Here is a 15,770-nt window from a genome sequence, read left to right as displayed (position 1 = left end):
CTGTCGATATACCTTCACTTTGACCGAAACACTTGAATTTTTCCATTGGTTGTAGACAAAAGCATCGCGTGGGAACCTGTTCCCATCGTGCTCGAATATTTACCATTTCCGTCGATTTGCCATGTGGCGTCTCCACCTATGCTGCCGTTCGATGTTTTCGCTTGAATAGTAACATTTGGCTCCCCGGATAGGGTCATCTTAATCGTTCCATTCGATGTATGACTTTCCCAGTCTTCATTTACGACAGAGGTGGCCTGAATATCACCATTAGATGTTCTCGCAAATACCGAGCCGGCGATGCTCGCAATCGTAATGGAACCGTTACTTGTGTCCATATAAGCGGATCCTTCAACCTTTGTCATTGCTATGGAACCGTTAGAGGTTTCAGCTTTGACATTGCCTTCAACTTGTTGGACGGCGATGGGCCCATTGCGAGTATTCATCTCCATATCGGCTTTCATATCCATGACTTCGATTGCGCCGTTGCTCGTGCTCACTTTCGTCAACAAATCTTGGGGAACTTGGACGTTCAAGTACGGCGATCTTGGGGATTTGCGGAGCCAATCGAATAGACTGAAATTGCGGCTGAAATAGGGCTGCTCCAGCGTGAGCACCAATCGATCCCCGGATGTCCGAATTTTCCAGTTCGCTGCAATCGCTTTGTCCGCCTCCGACTGCGACGACTCCTTTGACGCTAATTGACCGGTATACGAAAGTACTTGTTCTGTTGTCCCGGTAATGCTGACTTTCCCGTCAGGAATTTGGATCTCGACTTGCTTGATCGTGCTGCCCACCTGAACCTTTCCATCGAGCGGACTGCTAAACGTCGGTTGCCAAGGAAGAATAAACTGCGCTAGGTTGATCATCAACACGATGATTAGCAGCATAATGCTTCCCATGCCAAGTGTTACCTTCTCCCCTGTCTTGGACTGGAAGTACAAGCCTCGTAAGATTTCTATTCCGAATACGATTAAAAGAGCTGGGCCTATATATTCGAAAAGCTGAATCGCGACCCTATCCATCCATCTCATCAGGATTAGAATACATGTCAATATCAATCCGAATGTTAAGGTCAAAGTACCTATTTTTCTTGATTTCACATTACGGTCCCCTTTCGGCTCCGAGCATGTTTCACGCTGCCCTACTTTTTGCCGACATGCTTGCTGACTTGCCAGATTCCGAATCCAATGATCACGAGAGCCAATAGTATGCTGCTATTTTGCTCCTGAAGCAACCATGACCACACTTTGGGAAAAAGGATTCGGCTTAAAACAACAATACCGAGCATAATTGACCCGATGCCTATCCACAGAGGAGGAATTGCATTTTCTTTGTACAAAGTCTGAATTTGATCAGCATCCAACCTATATTGATGTAACAGCGTCGCCTTCTGCAGCGCGTCAAACAACCCGTAAAACCAAATTACCGCTAGTACAAACGGGAACACCATGGGAAACGGCGGAATGAGCGAAATACAAGCAAACCCGCCGATTAAAAACTGTAATCCCCGTTTATTCAGTCCCAAATACAAATGCCCAACCCCGGGAATGAAGGATAACAGGAAGGTTATTATTTTGTTTGTCCCAACCATTGCGACAACTCCCTTTTCCGAATATGGAGCTGAATCTTAGCGATCCAGTAACACATGTTTTTCCGACATGTGTTGGATCGTGTGGGAAATATTTATACCCACATGCTCAAACACACCGAAGTAAAATAACGCGAATGCCAATGAAGCAGCGATTCCATAGTGGTACAAAACAGTAAACTTCGAGAAGCCCAATTTTTTGACAGGAGGTAAGCTTTCAATTTGCTCCATGACGGCAGACACCATATCGATCTCCGGAATCGGCTGGTCCTCTTCCATCCAGATTTGCAGCATAGCCAGCACTTCCTCATGCCAAATACGGCAGTCTAGACACGCGTCCAGATGTTCAGTTAGAAGAATGGAGAGCTCAAGCGTCGTCTTGTCGACAGCAAAGGCTGCCATCTGTTGTTGCGCATCTTCGCACCTCATCATAATCCCTCCCCCCTTTCCCGCATTATTCGGCGCGCTCGATATAATTGGGATTCGACGGTTTTGATTGGCAACTGGGTTCGATTGGCAATATCCTGATAAGAGCAATATTGAAGATAGTACAACCGAACTACAGTCTGGTAAGGCTCTTGCAGTTCTTCGATCATCCGGTGAAGCTTTTCGTTCCGCTCTTTATCCAGCAGTTCGTGTTCAGGCGTTTGCCAAGTGACCGTGTCTTGTTCTGTCAGATTAGCATCGGAACGATGCAGTCGGTCCCGAGCTCTTGATCGACGCCAATCCAGACATTTCCGAACCGTAATCTGGTAAAGCCATGTGGAGAACGACGACTGCTCACGGTACGAAGGAAGGGCTCGATACGCCTGTATGAACACCTCTTGCGCCAAATCTTCTGCTGAGAAACGGTCGTCTGTCATTTTCAGGCATACACGGTATACCATACCTTGGTATCGCAAGACTAATTCGGCATAGGACTCTCGGTGACCGGCGATAACGGCCCGTATATATTCCAGATCCTCCAGATCACTCGCCTCCTCTGTCTCTCCCACAGTTAGACGTTCCCTTCAGTCATTCCACTGCAACACTTTTGTTTATTTATGGAAATAGCCAGCCCAATGAAGTTTGCTTGACATGCTTTTCTCCTTTATAAAAAAGAAAATCCCGATGTGATTTCTCATCGGGACTTTCTCAAAGAGGTCATTTTCCAATTTTCTTTATTTATCATCAACATCTGTCGATAGCAGGTGTAAGGAGCTGGTGGAACCAGGTATTCCTTTCAACCCGCTTATCAATACTGGTGCTATCGCGATATCGTCTTTGATTGCAGGCGAGGATTCAACGGAGCAGATTGCACGAATCGTGACATTTTTCCGGGAGATTGCGGATAATCCTTCGCTTGAAATCAATGCTGATGTTTACAAATCCGAGTCCGATACTGCGCACCGCAACCGTTCGCTTGCTTACTTCACCGCCGGCGTTCACTTATTAGGCAAGCTGTCGCAAGAATTCGATTGGAGCTTGTTTTGAGCACGTTAACGTTATCGGGATCTGGCGTTTCCATCGAGCATGGTTTCACATGCTGTTAAAACCTGCGAAAATGCAGGTTTTTTCCACATAATCAGGTGAAAAATGGAAAAGCCTGCAATAAGGCAGGAATTTTCGACTTTTCCATCCAGTCATCAAGAAAAGGCCTCAAAAGCCTGCAGAATCGCAGGAATTTCACGTTTATAGGTTAATCCAAGCTTAAAAGGATGCACAATTGCAGGTTTTTATAAATAAATGTGAGTTCATCAAAAATAAAGCCGCGGCCATCACATGGTTTCTGTGATGGCCGCGGCCCATTACTACTGTATAGCCTGTTTAATACATTGCAGCGCTTCGATTAACTCATCAATCTCATGCTCATTGAGCCTGATCGCGACATAATTAGGCGCAAGTCCGCCATCATTGACCTCTATAATGGCCGCTTCATCCTTGTCATCCAGCTTTACGGACAATTGATTTCGATCCAACATATGAACCCACGCCATGACCGTCCCCCGCTTTCTACCATTAGGATTGTCCATCCATTAATAAACGATAAATGTTTTGTGATACACCGTTTCATTATCCTCGGGATCCATGACGCGCATTTCCAGATCCCAATTTCCTCTAAATGGCAGATAGGCACCTTCAGCTTTGTAGCTGAATTTGGCAAAGCCGTAGGATTCTTCCTCGGTTTTATCCTCATAGAGCGTTAAAGGCACATTAATCGGAGCAATTTCGGCATCATCGGTGTAATGAAGGATCATTAGCACCTGCTTGGGTTTGCCGCTATTTTCGGGAAGGAAAACCTTGGCTACGAAGGAGTTCGTTCCTTGTATTTTTGGCGTAATATCTGCGGAAACGTGAACCTTCTCGCCCATCTGATGCCACTGCAGCGGCTCATTCTCAGGAATTGGCGCCACATAGGTGATAATACCTACCAGCATGACAATAACGATCATAAGTGTAAGATCAAGTCTTACCCACAAGAAAGAACGTTCTGCCTTCTTCTGACGCATGTAGAACCGAATAATCAAGCCTAAGATCATCACAAGAACGACCGCGCCTGTTTTTACCAGCAGCAGTATCCCCCAAGAGGTGTACAGTAAGTAATGCAAGTTAGGCAAAAACAATAAGACGGATGCGGAGCCAGAAAGGGTTAGCACAATAATTGAAATCAAAGCCATATTCGAAAACTGTTGCATATAGACGCTGAGCTCTGGGCTCTTTTGACGCCATTTCACATAAAGAAGGATCAAGCCTCCCACCCAAAGAGCAGCACCAACCAAATGAATGAAATCAAGTCCAATTGTCGCCCATAAAGGCGAAAAGGAAGCCGCGTGACCGCTGAAGCTTTTCACAGCAAGCAAACTTAAAGGCCATAGGAGATCGAACCATTTGAATCTGCCGGCAAGGGCAAAGCCAAGGAAAGATAACACTAACAACAGAACCCAAGAGATCCCAATATTCGTCGCGCTGAAAAGCTGCCACAATTCATTGATACCGCCACCGCCCAGCAAATCCTCCACATGCGTGAAAATAAGCAGCAATAACGCTACCAAATGGGCTCTTTGCAGATTAAGCGTCCAGGCCGACAAGGATTTACGCGCTTCAACACCGCTTACACCCGGAAGCCGAAGCCATATCATCCAACCTGTCATGGCTAATATCATGAAATACCACAGTCCGCGAGACGCATATTGCAGCAAAACTTTCGTTGTCAAAGGACCTGAACCATGCTCATGACCGGCATGAGCGGAAGGCAGATCAAGCGAATCCTCTTGAGGCGGATTGCCGATCGTAATCGGATAGCTTCCCCCAACCGGATGGCCGTCTGCGGATATCACATGATAGCTAATTAAGTACACACCTTCGGAAAGCTTAGGCAAATCAAGCTCTACGCCGGTTTGTTCCTTGTTCAAACGAGCCTTGTTGCTGGTGACCTCGTTGCCGTCATGATTGAATACTTTGATATAAAATAGCCCTGCGTCCAATGATTCATTGAACGTAACCGCGACTTGCGGCGGTGAGTTCTCAAGCTTTGAGCCGGATTCCGGAACAGCCTGTACTAATGAAGCATGCGCTGATGCGCTCTGTGGTACAAGAACAACACTGCCTAACATCAAAGCCAGCATGCACATCAGCATGGCCGGTGCGAACAAGCTGCGCAAGGAAGCGCGGCGTTTAAATTTTTTAAATATCAACATGATTCATATCCTCTACTCCGAAATCGGTTTACGCCCAGCAAATCCATCTTCTTTGCTATGGTAGTAACGAATTCTGTCCTCTCCTTGTTTCCAACACAGCAAGACTTCATGTCCTTCCAGCATCGCCGGAAAATCAACAAGTCCTGTTTCTATATCCTTGAGCTCGATTCCCGTTGTCTGGAAATTATGAATGAGTCCGCGTGCTTCGATCTGGATAAATTCCAATGCAGCTTCCATAACGAAAAAAGGGTCTTTTTCCTGGCTGGGTTTCTCGGCATGTTCATTTTTCAAATCGCGAAGCTCCACATACTTGTCTTCAAACTGTCGTTTCAATGCCTGCATCTTCTTCAACTCTTGGTCGACAAAAGGGAGCATGGCATTCGCCTCTTCCAGGCTAAACCATTTTTTAACAGACATATCACACCTCCACCCCTAATTTTAGCAAAAAAATCAGCTAACTACGAATCCTGCGGATGGGAATGATGATGTCCATGCGCAGGAGCATGCTCGTCTACATGCGTAACGGAAAGCTCCGCATAACCCACGCCTTTGAGCACTTGAATCCGCTGCTGCAGCTCTCTCAATCTCTGCACTTTGCCGCGAACAACCAATATTTCCAAGCATTGCTGATGGTTTAAATGAATGTGCATCGTTGAAATAATGGCATGATGATATTCATGCTGCAGATCCATCAAAGTAATGGGCAAATCGCTGATATGATGGTCATACACCATGACAATCGTTCCGGCAACCGTCTCTTCCGGCTGCATGCCGCTTGAAGTGAGGAGTGCTTTGCGTGTAAGATCCCGGATTGCCTCCGAACGATTATCATACCCTTGCTCGGCAATCAGCCTGTCGTACTGCTCAATGAGCGATTGCGGCATGGAAATTCCGAAGCGTACAAGAACTTCTTTCTCAGACATCAGACCTGCTCCTCTCTGCCTACCAATTTCCCATACCCTTACTCTAGCAGAAAGTCACTCCGGTGCAAAACGACAGCATTGTGAATTCGCAAAAGCAAACAATAGGATATGGTAATCTGAATTTCTATTTTCGAATCCGCTAAAGCTTTATATTGGTGCTGCACAGGTTTCCCTGTGTGATCAATCTCGTAAGAGCCATCTTCTCTGCTGATTTGATAAACAAATTCGGCCTGAAGTGGTATTTGAAGCTGCTTGGCATATGTGGCGCTATCCGGATCATACCGTATGATCAGGACCCGTTAGGGTTCGAAACACAGCATCCACACATATGGTTTTAACTCTTCAATAATAAACGCTTCATAATAAAGAGCCTTTGGGCTTAATTTGAACTTTATCGGATGAATAGAGGACACCTTCCAGCGCATGGATAAATTCATCGACCCTCTCTGCTCCCATGTTAGGAATGCCCACAACAATAATCTCTTCAACGAACGGTTTTGATTCAATCTATCGACAGTTACGTTTACATGCCAGGAGCAGCCGTTAAAAGCAGCATGGGAAATATTTTGCCCATCATGCATATACAGGACCGGATATTTCTTGTTCTGTTCATACCGATAACTGGGAGGAAGATATACGAAGATATCTCTCTTATTGCCCCTGGAAATACGAAATTCAAAGGACATATCCCTAGGCACCTCAAATGTTCCGCCATACAGCCCTTCATGAATCATCGGCAGTTCTATAACTTTTAACCCTTGCCCAAGTCAATGCCCAAATTAATTCGTGCTTAATGCTGGGCTTTTGGGGCGGGTTCAGAGGCACGCACACATCTCAAGGCTACTTTGCCGCTGAAACATAAAAAAGATTGCCCACCACCTAGCCAAAATGGCAGGGTAGCAGGCAATCAGTTTAACCTTGATAGCTGGTCGCTATGTTTTTATTCCCAACTTCAACAGTAACATCCTTCGTCTGACCATCCCGAGAGATGGTTACTTTCAGCTTGTCTCCAACGGCCGCGGCCTGGACCGCTTTTGTAACGTCATCCGTATTTGAAATGGCTGTGCCATTCACATCCATAATAACGTCGTACTGACGAATGCCCGCTTCGAAAGCTGGCGTGCCTTGCTGCACTTGAGCAACTATAGCACCTTTCGTGCTGTTGATTTTCAAGTCTTCCAGCATATCATTCGTAATATTTTGTAGAGCTACACCGATGTATGGTGCTGGTTCTTTGGGAATCGTTTCGTTATTTTTCAGTTTATCTACAACAGAACTAATCGTACTTGCGGGAATTGCAAAACCCATTCCTTGCGCTTCAGAGTTTACGGCTGTATTGATGCCGATCACTTCACCGTTCAAATTCAAAAGCGGACCGCCCGAGTTGCCTGGATTGATCGCTGTGTCTGTTTGCAGCAGATGTTTGTAATTTCGAGTACCCTGCTCATCGTCGATGCTGATCGTGCGCTCTTTGGCGCTTAAAACACCCGTAGTTACAGAGTAATCGAAGTCATACGGGTTGCCGATCGCAACGAGCCAATCCCCTACTTGCGTATTGTCGGAGCTGCCTAGTTTCAGAGAAGGGAACGCTTTATCCCCTTGAATTTTGAGCACAGCCAAGTCTAAATCGTAGCTGCTTCCGAGAAGCTTTGCCGTAAATGGTGTATCGTAGCCTTGCACGTAAACATCGATTTCGTCTGCGCCATCAATCACATGCTCATTCGTTAAAATATAGCCGCTCGCGTCAAAAACGAACCCTGATCCAATCCCATTTTCAATCGTATCTCCGCTTTCAGTACCTTGTTGTAGCGTGTTTCTTCTATTCTGTCCACTTTTCGTCTGCTTTACTTTGGTCTCAATTTTGACAATAGCTGGACTCGCCGCTTTGACTATGGATGAGATACTGTTCGTCCCTGTTGGCGTTAACGATGCCGTTTGGACATTCGCTGCCGCCGAGTTGGCTGCGGCAGCAGCAGATTGAGCAGGCGGGCAGCATAGCCGAACAAATCCATTTTATCCGACGTAAACATCAACCCGCCAACGACTAGCGCGCCAGCCATAAAAGCTGCAAACATAGATTTCATTTTAATGCTCCGCGGCTTATTTTCAACTTTTATATCATTTAAGTTAACCATCTTGTTCATATCTTCATTTTTGTTCATATCTTCATTCATGCTATTACCGCCTTTCGTATACCATTTATTTGATTGGTGTTGATAAATAAAAGTATAGGCGGCTAACCTGAAGGGTTACTTAAGTTTGGCTGATAGGCATATGAAAGTTAACTGAAAGTATGCTGAAAGCGTCAACTAGACGCAAAAAAACCTCTTATTTAACGAAAATTGTTAAACAGGAGGTTTAGTCTAGCAGCCTTATTGAATATATGACGATTACTATTAACCTATCTTCGCTCCATGCGAAAGCGAAAACAAGACAGCTTGCTCCCTATCCATTCTCATACCTGCAATGGTGAATGATTTAAAATTTACGCCTTCCATTTTTGCCCCTCTTACATCAGCGCCCTGCAGCTTCGCATTGGACAGCAGCGTCATCGTCAGATCGCTGTCTCTTAAATCCGCTTTTTCTAAATTGGCTCCTGACAAGTCTGCTTCATGAAATTTAACCCCGCGTAAATCCTGTCTAACTAATCTGCTATTTCTCAAATTGGTATACGACCAATCGCCTTGATAAATGGTGATCCCATCCATATTGGAGCTTGAGAAATCCGAACCAGTCATTTTACATGTTTCAAATTTGGAAACAAAGAGATTAGCTCCGTTAAAGTTGCAATTCTCAAACGCGGATTCTTTATGATACGAACCATTTAAAGCTGCTCCACGAAAATCACACTCTATGAAACGGCAGTTGCTGGATGTAATCTCATCAAGTGATCCGTTAGCAAACAAGCAACGAGTAAATGTACAACTTATTAGCTCGCCATACCTTAAGTCTTGTGTGCCAAAATCTAATCCTTCATAAGTTTGTTTGCTATGCTGAAACATTAGATGCCTCCTATGTGCTTAGTGCCCCTCACAATTCTTTTTTTAATATAACAACGGCTGTCAAGTACCCGTTTGATCCTCATTAAATGTCAAGCGTTTTATTTTTTCGTAACATGGATATTAGAAGACGCGGCTGCCTGCCGCCAGTGACGAAATGTCATCATATACTTGTGATAAGTTGATCGGATCTGATCGTTAGAAAGCGTCGCCAATAAAGTCGTAACATGAAATTGTGATGATTTGTAACTAGCTTAAATGATAGTGAGTGCGTGACAATTGGACTACTGAAGGCGACACAATTTGCTTGTGTGCAGGAAGAATCGTACTTCAAAAAAATCCATGAGGTGAGCACCATGAACAAAAGAATGAAAATGATTTACGGTGGAGTTGCCGTAATGCTAAGTGCAGCAATTATAACTGCAGGTTGCAGTACGGGACCAACTGAAAAATTGGATCAAATAGGAACAACCCAAGCCGTGGAGACGACTCAAATATCTCAAAATAGTATTGCAAAATCACTGGAATCGCAAGCGAAGCAGCTGAAGACGTTGGATCCGAAACAACCATTGAATGATTTAAAACCGCTAAAAGACATGATAGGGAATGCAACATATGTTGGGTTAGGAGAAGCTACTCACGGAAGCTCGGAGATTTTTATGATGAAGCATCGCCTTGTGAAGTATTTGGTCACTGAGTTGGGCTTTACCAATTTTGGAATTGAAGAGGATTGGGGCAACGGTTTAAAGCTGAACGAGTATATCCAAACGGGAAAAGGCAACCCTAGGGAGTTTTTGAAACTGTTGTACCCCACTGATGAGATCGTCGCTATGGTAGAGTGGATGCGGGAATACAACTCTGATCCTGTACATAAAAAGAAAATTCAATTCATCGGGCTCGACTTAAAAATGCTGGATCAAACTGTCTTCGATAAAGTGATCAATTATGTAAAGAAGCATCATCCTGATTTGCTGCCGGAAGTCGAGCAAAGCTACAAAGAGTTGTCGTTGGTGGCAGGTAATCTACAGGAATATATGAAGCTGACTACTGAAGTGAAAGAAAAGCATATGGCTAACGCGCAAAAAGTAGTCAAACTACTTGAAGACAAAACGAAGTCAAGTCATGAGACTGGTTCACTCGAGCTAGCGTGGGTGAAAGGAACGACTAAGGTGATAGCAAATTTTACGAAGATGATGATTCCAGCTGATTACCCGAGCATGGTGAAGCTGCATGATCAATTTCTAGCCGAGCATGCCGTTTGGGCTGAAGAACAATTTGGCGGGAAAACGATGGTTTGGGGGCACAATATTCATATAGCCAAAGGTGTTATCACGGAGAAGTGGTATCCTAAAGTCGCCGGGGAGTTTCTGAAAGAACGTGTAGGCGATCAATATGTAGCAATTGGCACCACCACCACAGAAGGCAAATTCACAGCATTCAGTGAGGATAAGATTGCAGCTGATACCATTCAGAGAAACGAGAACAGCTCCAATTATATGTTTGGACAAGTTCCATACGATCAGTTCTTGTTAGATCTTCGCAAGTTGAATGGAGCCGCGCAGCAATGGGTAAAAGAAAAGCAGCCGTTCTTGGATGGCATTGCGCAGATCATTCCTAATGAACCGCAATATTATAATGTTTCCCTTAAAGAGCAATTCGACATTATGGTTCATATTCAAAAAACGACCCCTTCGCATATTAAACAATAGAAAATAATAAAGATAATCCCTTAACTTGTTATCAGGATAAGGGATTGTACCGCTCATCCGATAACCGGACGAGCGGTTTCATACATACTACTTCTCCCGCTCCTTAATCACCTGCTCAATCCCCAACAGAATCAGCTTCAACCCGAACTCAAACGCCCCGTCGGTCCCTACCAACTCGAACAGCCCGTTCTTGAACATCCTTCGGAACAGTCCCGCATCCGTCTCGCTCATGGAGTCCAGAAGACGGATCAACTCCCCCTCCATAAGCACTTCCTGGTCCTTAAGGCTAGCATATGTGCGCTGATGCTGATAATTGTCCAGAACGAAGTAGAAGACATAGTTCACAAGCGTAAGAACCGCTTGTAATTTCTTCTCTTGCTCAAGTGGCGTCGATTCCATGCAGAGCAGCATACGGTTGGTAAACCGGATCATGTCTGGTTCAAGGGGCAGCGTTAGCATCATGAGCTGCGTCGAGCAGGGGTACCGGCTGAGCACGCTCCTTACCGTAACTGCAAACTCTGTCAGCTGCTCCTTCCAATCCCCCTCTGAGCGGAACTCCTCCAGGATTATTTTCGATACCTGGTTGGCTAGACGCTGGTAGAGATTCTGCTTGCTCTTGAAGTACCAGTACAGAGAGGGAGCCTGAATCCCCAGCTTGTCGGCCAATCTTCTCATGCTGAATTTCTCGATGCCTTCCTCTCCAAGAAGCTCCCACGAGGTTTGCAAAACCTTATCCTCCGAAATCTGAGGCTGCTGCTTTTTCATCGGTATCCACCCTTTTATCTAACAGTGTAAGTTTATTCTTTACAGGTTCATAGCTTTATGATAACATCTAACACTGTAAGGTTCAATCTAACACTGTAAGTTGAATTTATATCCAAAGAAAGTGGTGACCCATATGGATGCAGAAAACCTCCATTACTTTGAAAAAGCACCAGTCGCAAAAGCCGTAGCTCACTTCGCTGTACCAATGATGTTGGGCATGTCAATGAGTGTCATATATTCGATCTTGAATGCCTATTTCCTTGGTACACTGGGCAGTACGGCCATGTTAACCGCACTCGCACTAACCTTGCCTTTATTCGCGGCCATTATGGCGCTGGGCAACTTGATTGGCATGGGCAGCAGTACATTCATCTCCCGTTTGCTCGGAGAGAAAAAATATGATGATGTAAAGCATGTGTCTTCATTCGCCTTTTACAGCAGTTTAGTTCTCGGTCTTATCCTGATGGCCGCCGGCCTCCCATTGATCGATTCAATCGTTCATGGCTTGGGAGCGACGCCTGACTCCTTCGGCTTCACGAAGGAATATGTCACGATAATGATTATTGGTTCACCATTCATCGTATTATTTTTCACGCTGGAGAATATTGTGCGCTCGGAGGGTGCAGCAATGACGTCGATGATTGGTATGATTCTCAGTGTTATCGTCAATATTATTCTCGATGCGCTAGCAATCTTCGTCTTCCATTGGGGCGTGATCGGCGTTGCGTCTGCTACGGTCATTTCTAACATGGTTGCGAGTGCATTCTACGCCTTCCATATAGGGTATAAGAGCCCATTCTTAACCATCTCCATAAAATGGTTCAAGGCTACCAAGGACATCCTTAACAATGTATTCAAAATCGGAGTTCCCGTCTTTGTTATGAGTATTTTCCTGGGCGCAATGTCGCTTATCTTTAACCGTTATTTGGTCGAATATGGGGAGCAGGCCGTAGCGGCATTCGGAATTTCTTCACGTTTATTGCAATTTCCTGAGGTTATTCTTATGGGCTTATGTGAGGGAGTCGTGCCGCTCATTGCCTTCTCTTTTACAGCGAATAAATTACGAATGAAACAAACCATTGGATTCACGATCAAAGCGATTGTGGCGTTAGCAATCGTGTTCGGCATCATCGTCTTTCTGATTTCCGATCACTTAATTGGTTTATTTACGCATGACCAGCAATTAATTGAAATGGGCAGCTACATTCTACATGTTACGTTCTTATCCTTGTTCATTACAGGAATAACCGCATTGTTTACGGGGATCTTCCAAGCAACAGCGCAAGGAACTGCTGCATTTATTATGTCAATTATTCAAGGAATTACTCTGATTCCTGTGTTGTACATCGCCAATCGAATGAACGGCTTCCACGGAGTTGTCTGGTCGCTCGTCATTTCGGATGCCGCCGCATTCCTTGTTGGTGCCATCATGCTATATGTTCTGCGGACCAAATTGCAGCCAGATTTGGATACTTTAGTCCAGTAGTTTAGTCCTGATGCTGTATGAATTGAACTTTTTTATAAAATTCTTTTGGTCCTTTGTAAACAAATAGCCACGTCGTTCATAGAATCTGTGAGCATGTACTCGACTTGGGTGAGAGAGCAATTTGATCCCAGAAAATCCATTGTTCTTTCCCCACTGCTCAAGACATTCAATCAATATGCTCCCTAAACCTTGGTTTCTATATTTTTCTTTAACAACAAATCCAAGGATATTTACTAAAGAGTCAGAAAAAAGCAATTCATACGGGCTTCCATGTATATACCCTATTACCTCGCGATTGTGTTCATACACAAAGATGATATCTTTTGTTTTCTTGATAATGATTTCAATCTTTTCTTTTACTTTTTCTTCAGAAAATAATGTTAGATTCGAGTTGAATTCTTGATTTAACAAATATATATCATGATAATCAGTTACCCTGATTTCCCTAACCTTTTTTTCTCTCATTTTGGAACACCTCAATTCGTTATATTAACAAGGCAGCTCCAGCACAGCCTCTAGTCCTTTTCCCGACTCGCTGTTGAGCAAAAGCCGACCATGATGAGCCTTCGCAATTCTAGCAACCATGGGCAGTCCGAGCCCGTGCCCATTTGCCGCGGCACGCTGTCTCCCTGAAGCATAAGGAAGCTCCAGCAAGTCGGATAGTGCTTCCTTCCGAATCCCCCGTCCCGTATCCGTTACGACAAGGCGGCACAAGGATATGGAAGATTCCAGTTCCAACGGCTGACTCGTTTCAATCTTTATTTCACAGCCTTGCGGGTTATGGCGGATGCTGTTATGCACCAGATTGGCAATCCCCCGCAGCAGCAGCTTTTCATCCGCTTGCACCTGGATGCTCTCGTCCGAAATATGCAGGGTAATCGGATAGCGCTCATCCAGCCCATTATTAATCAATTCGGAGACCGTCAGTCTTGCGACGGCCGACAGCCGAACCGTCTTCAAGTGCAGAGGCTGCATCTCGTACTCGAGCATGGAGACCAGATTCAAATCGCTGACCAGGGAGCGAAGCTGCTCTCCTTGCTTGCGAATAATGCCCGCATGCAGCCGCTGCTGCGCGGGTACCTCTTCGTGCTCCTCCAGCTCACTGGCATAACCAAGCACCATGGACAGAGGCGTGCGGATATCGTGGGAAATTCCAGCTATCCAGTTCGAGCGCGCTTCATCCCGTGCCTTGAGAGCCGTATTTTTGCTTTGAAGCTTGTCGGAGGTGCTGTTGATGCTTTTGGCCAAGTCGCTCAAAATCCCTTTTGGTTCAACATGCACAGGCTCTTCTTTGGCAAGAGCGTGGATTCCGTTCACCAGAGGTCTGATGGATCGAATCATCCGTGTGCCGATGAAAATTGACAGCAGTAAAGCCAGAACCATATTCCCGAGCAGCAGCAGCGCAAGCCGCAGCGGCAAAGTACGGATCCAGCTAATGGAGAAATTGTACTGATATTTGGCATAGCTGGATTGAGGATAACCTACAACGACCAGACCGTCGTCTGCGTGTTCCCAACTGTATACCGGATAGTCCAATAAATAATGACGCGAAAGCTTTGCGATCTCTTGCAAGCTATAAGAAAGAGGAATTTCATCGGGGAGCCGATAGCTCCACGTTACTGATCCCCCGCCGTTGATCAGCATAGCCCATGCCTTATGTTGCTCCAGCAATCTTTCTTCATTGCCGCCCAACTGATAGCCTGCTTTCCCCGCTTGTCTGTCAACGGCTTCAGCCACCTGCTGGGCCACTGCGGCCGGAGACCGTTCTTCTTTCGTTTCATTAAAGATCAGCGTACCGAGCAAGGCAAAATTGATGATGAGCAGCATTGCGAACATAAACAAGGTGCTTCCGATAAAACGCCGTAAAATTCGGATAACGCCATCCATTGCCCATTACTCCTTTACGACCAGCTTATACCCCAAGCCTCTTACCGTAAGTAGATACTTCGGCCTCGAAGGATCCTGTTCGATTTTTGCCCTGATACGGCGGACGTGCACCATCAGCGTATTTTCATAGCTATAGGCGTCATCCCCCCAGACAGCCTGGCATAACGCATCGCTAGTCACAATTCGCCCCTGATTCTCATAAAGCTTGAGCAGCAATCCCCGCTCCTTCGGAGTGAGAGCAATTTCCTCCTCATTGTGAAACACGGTGGCAAGCTCCAGATCGATCTTGTATTCGCCAAGCTGAAAGCAAGGCAGACTCTCCGGCACGGCCGGGGCGTAGACCCGCTTTAATACAGCCATTAGTCTTAGCATCAGTTCACGAGGCAAAAACGGCTTCACCACATAATCGTCCGCCCCCAGGCCAAGTCCCAGCAATCGGTCTTCATCTTCTCCTCTCGCAGACAAGAATAGAACCGGCATGCTGGAAAATTGCCTTATCGCTGTAATCAGCTCGAAGCCGTCTATATCTGGCAGCATCACGTCCATTATCGCGATGTCCGGCTTGTCCGCCCGGCAAACCGAAAGCGCAGATCCCCCGTCAGCTGCGGCATAAATCCGGTAAAACCCCTCTTTGCGCAAAAAACCTTCTATCATCCGCCTGATGTCAGGCTCGTCGTCCACAATCAAAATTTTTCTATCTTTGATATGTTCCATCTCTCATCACCTGACCTCATTA

18 protein-coding genes and 1 pseudogene are annotated in these 15,770 nt (G+C 45.5%); 3 read left to right on the top strand and 16 right to left on the bottom strand.

Going from position 1 to position 15,770, the window contains the following annotated elements; genetic code table 11:
* Positions 1–14 precede the first annotated feature (14 nt).
* The 4 genes from HQN90_RS31265 to HQN90_RS31250 are packed head-to-tail and all read right to left on the bottom strand — an operon-like array spanning position 15 to position 2,583.
* Entirely contained in the window at positions 15–1,100 is a 1,086-nt protein-coding gene (locus HQN90_RS31265) for a DUF4097 family beta strand repeat-containing protein (RefSeq protein ID WP_173226425.1), read from the bottom strand.
* A 41-nt stretch (positions 1,101–1,141) separates the two neighbouring features.
* The gene (locus HQN90_RS31260; RefSeq protein WP_173226423.1) at positions 1,142–1,591 is read right to left on the bottom strand and encodes a hypothetical protein; all 450 of its coding nucleotides are present in this window, start codon (positions 1,589–1,591) and stop codon (positions 1,142–1,144) included.
* Positions 1,592–1,627: 36 nt separating this feature from the next.
* Positions 1,628–2,020 (bottom strand): hypothetical protein, encoded by a 393-nt coding sequence (locus tag HQN90_RS31255; RefSeq protein ID WP_173226421.1) that lies wholly within the window; start codon positions 2,018–2,020, stop codon positions 1,628–1,630.
* Entirely contained in the window at positions 2,017–2,583 is a 567-nt protein-coding gene (locus HQN90_RS31250; protein WP_173226419.1) for a sigma-70 family RNA polymerase sigma factor, read from the bottom strand. The genes HQN90_RS31255 and HQN90_RS31250 overlap by 4 nt, the downstream gene beginning before the upstream one ends.
* A gap of 202 nt (positions 2,584–2,785) precedes the next feature.
* Between HQN90_RS31250 and HQN90_RS31245 the strand changes: the two are divergent.
* A pseudogene (locus tag HQN90_RS31245) lies at positions 2,786–3,022 on the top strand (glutaminase); the annotation flags it as partial.
* 356 nt (positions 3,023–3,378) lie between these two features.
* On the opposite strand, the gene HQN90_RS31240 reads toward HQN90_RS31245, so the two are convergent.
* From HQN90_RS31240 to HQN90_RS31210, 8 genes are all read right to left on the bottom strand, one after another.
* Positions 3,379–3,564, bottom strand: a complete 186-nt coding sequence (locus HQN90_RS31240) for a hypothetical protein (protein WP_173226417.1) — start codon at positions 3,562–3,564, stop codon at positions 3,379–3,381.
* A 39-nt stretch (positions 3,565–3,603) separates the two neighbouring features.
* On the bottom strand, positions 3,604–5,265 hold the full coding sequence (locus tag HQN90_RS31235) for a copper resistance CopC/CopD family protein (RefSeq protein WP_173226415.1): 1,662 nt from the start codon (positions 5,263–5,265) through the stop codon (positions 3,604–3,606).
* Positions 5,266–5,277: 12 nt separating this feature from the next.
* Positions 5,278–5,682, bottom strand: coding sequence for a DUF2203 domain-containing protein (locus HQN90_RS31230; RefSeq protein ID WP_173226412.1), 405 nt, complete (start codon positions 5,680–5,682; stop codon positions 5,278–5,280).
* 41 nt (positions 5,683–5,723) lie between these two features.
* Positions 5,724–6,188 (bottom strand): nickel-responsive transcriptional regulator NikR, encoded by a 465-nt coding sequence (nikR, locus tag HQN90_RS31225; RefSeq protein ID WP_173226410.1) that lies wholly within the window; start codon positions 6,186–6,188, stop codon positions 5,724–5,726.
* Between the two features lie 299 nt (positions 6,189–6,487).
* Entirely contained in the window at positions 6,488–6,874 is a 387-nt protein-coding gene (locus HQN90_RS40050) for an alpha/beta hydrolase-fold protein (protein ID WP_216855519.1), read from the bottom strand.
* 226 nt (positions 6,875–7,100) lie between these two features.
* The gene (locus HQN90_RS39760; RefSeq protein ID WP_338042412.1) at positions 7,101–7,901 is read right to left on the bottom strand and encodes a S1C family serine protease; all 801 of its coding nucleotides are present in this window, start codon (positions 7,899–7,901) and stop codon (positions 7,101–7,103) included.
* Positions 7,902–8,110: 209 nt separating this feature from the next.
* A complete protein-coding gene (locus HQN90_RS39075) occupies positions 8,111–8,362 on the bottom strand; it encodes a hypothetical protein (protein WP_246362927.1) in 252 nt (83 codons plus the stop codon).
* 222 nt (positions 8,363–8,584) lie between these two features.
* A complete protein-coding gene (locus HQN90_RS31210) occupies positions 8,585–9,190 on the bottom strand; it encodes a pentapeptide repeat-containing protein (RefSeq protein ID WP_173226407.1) in 606 nt (201 codons plus the stop codon).
* A 353-nt stretch (positions 9,191–9,543) separates the two neighbouring features.
* Here HQN90_RS31210 and HQN90_RS31205 point away from each other — a divergent pair, with 353 nt between their 5' ends.
* Positions 9,544–10,896 carry an erythromycin esterase family protein gene (locus tag HQN90_RS31205; protein WP_420851099.1) on the top strand — a complete coding sequence of 451 codons (1,353 nt, stop codon included), beginning with the start codon at positions 9,544–9,546 and terminating at the stop codon, positions 10,894–10,896.
* 87 nt (positions 10,897–10,983) lie between these two features.
* Here HQN90_RS31205 and HQN90_RS31200 read toward each other — a convergent pair whose 3' ends face one another.
* Positions 10,984–11,661, bottom strand: a complete 678-nt coding sequence (locus HQN90_RS31200; RefSeq protein ID WP_173226405.1) for a TetR/AcrR family transcriptional regulator — start codon at positions 11,659–11,661, stop codon at positions 10,984–10,986.
* 133 nt (positions 11,662–11,794) lie between these two features.
* Between HQN90_RS31200 and HQN90_RS31195 the strand changes: the two genes are divergently transcribed.
* Positions 11,795–13,147, top strand: coding sequence for an MATE family efflux transporter (locus HQN90_RS31195; RefSeq protein ID WP_173226403.1), 1,353 nt, complete (start codon positions 11,795–11,797; stop codon positions 13,145–13,147).
* Here HQN90_RS31195 and HQN90_RS31190 read toward each other — a convergent pair.
* The 3 genes from HQN90_RS31190 to HQN90_RS31180 are packed head-to-tail and all read right to left on the bottom strand — an operon-like array spanning position 13,136 to position 15,748.
* Positions 13,136–13,612, bottom strand: coding sequence for a GNAT family N-acetyltransferase (locus HQN90_RS31190; RefSeq protein WP_173226401.1), 477 nt, complete (start codon positions 13,610–13,612; stop codon positions 13,136–13,138). The genes HQN90_RS31195 and HQN90_RS31190 overlap by 12 nt on opposite strands.
* A gap of 24 nt (positions 13,613–13,636) precedes the next feature.
* On the bottom strand, positions 13,637–15,034 hold the full coding sequence (locus HQN90_RS31185) for a sensor histidine kinase (RefSeq protein ID WP_173226399.1): 1,398 nt from the start codon (positions 15,032–15,034) through the stop codon (positions 13,637–13,639).
* A gap of 6 nt (positions 15,035–15,040) precedes the next feature.
* Positions 15,041–15,748 (bottom strand): response regulator transcription factor, encoded by a 708-nt coding sequence (locus HQN90_RS31180; RefSeq protein ID WP_173226398.1) that lies wholly within the window; start codon positions 15,746–15,748, stop codon positions 15,041–15,043.
* Positions 15,749–15,770 lie beyond the last annotated feature (22 nt).

It is taken from the genome of Paenibacillus alba (assembly GCF_013204855.1).
In the GTDB taxonomy this organism is placed as follows: Bacteria; Bacillota; Bacilli; order Paenibacillales; family NBRC-103111; genus Paenibacillus_E; species Paenibacillus_E alba.
This window is presented reverse-complemented; position numbering and strand designations above follow the sequence as displayed.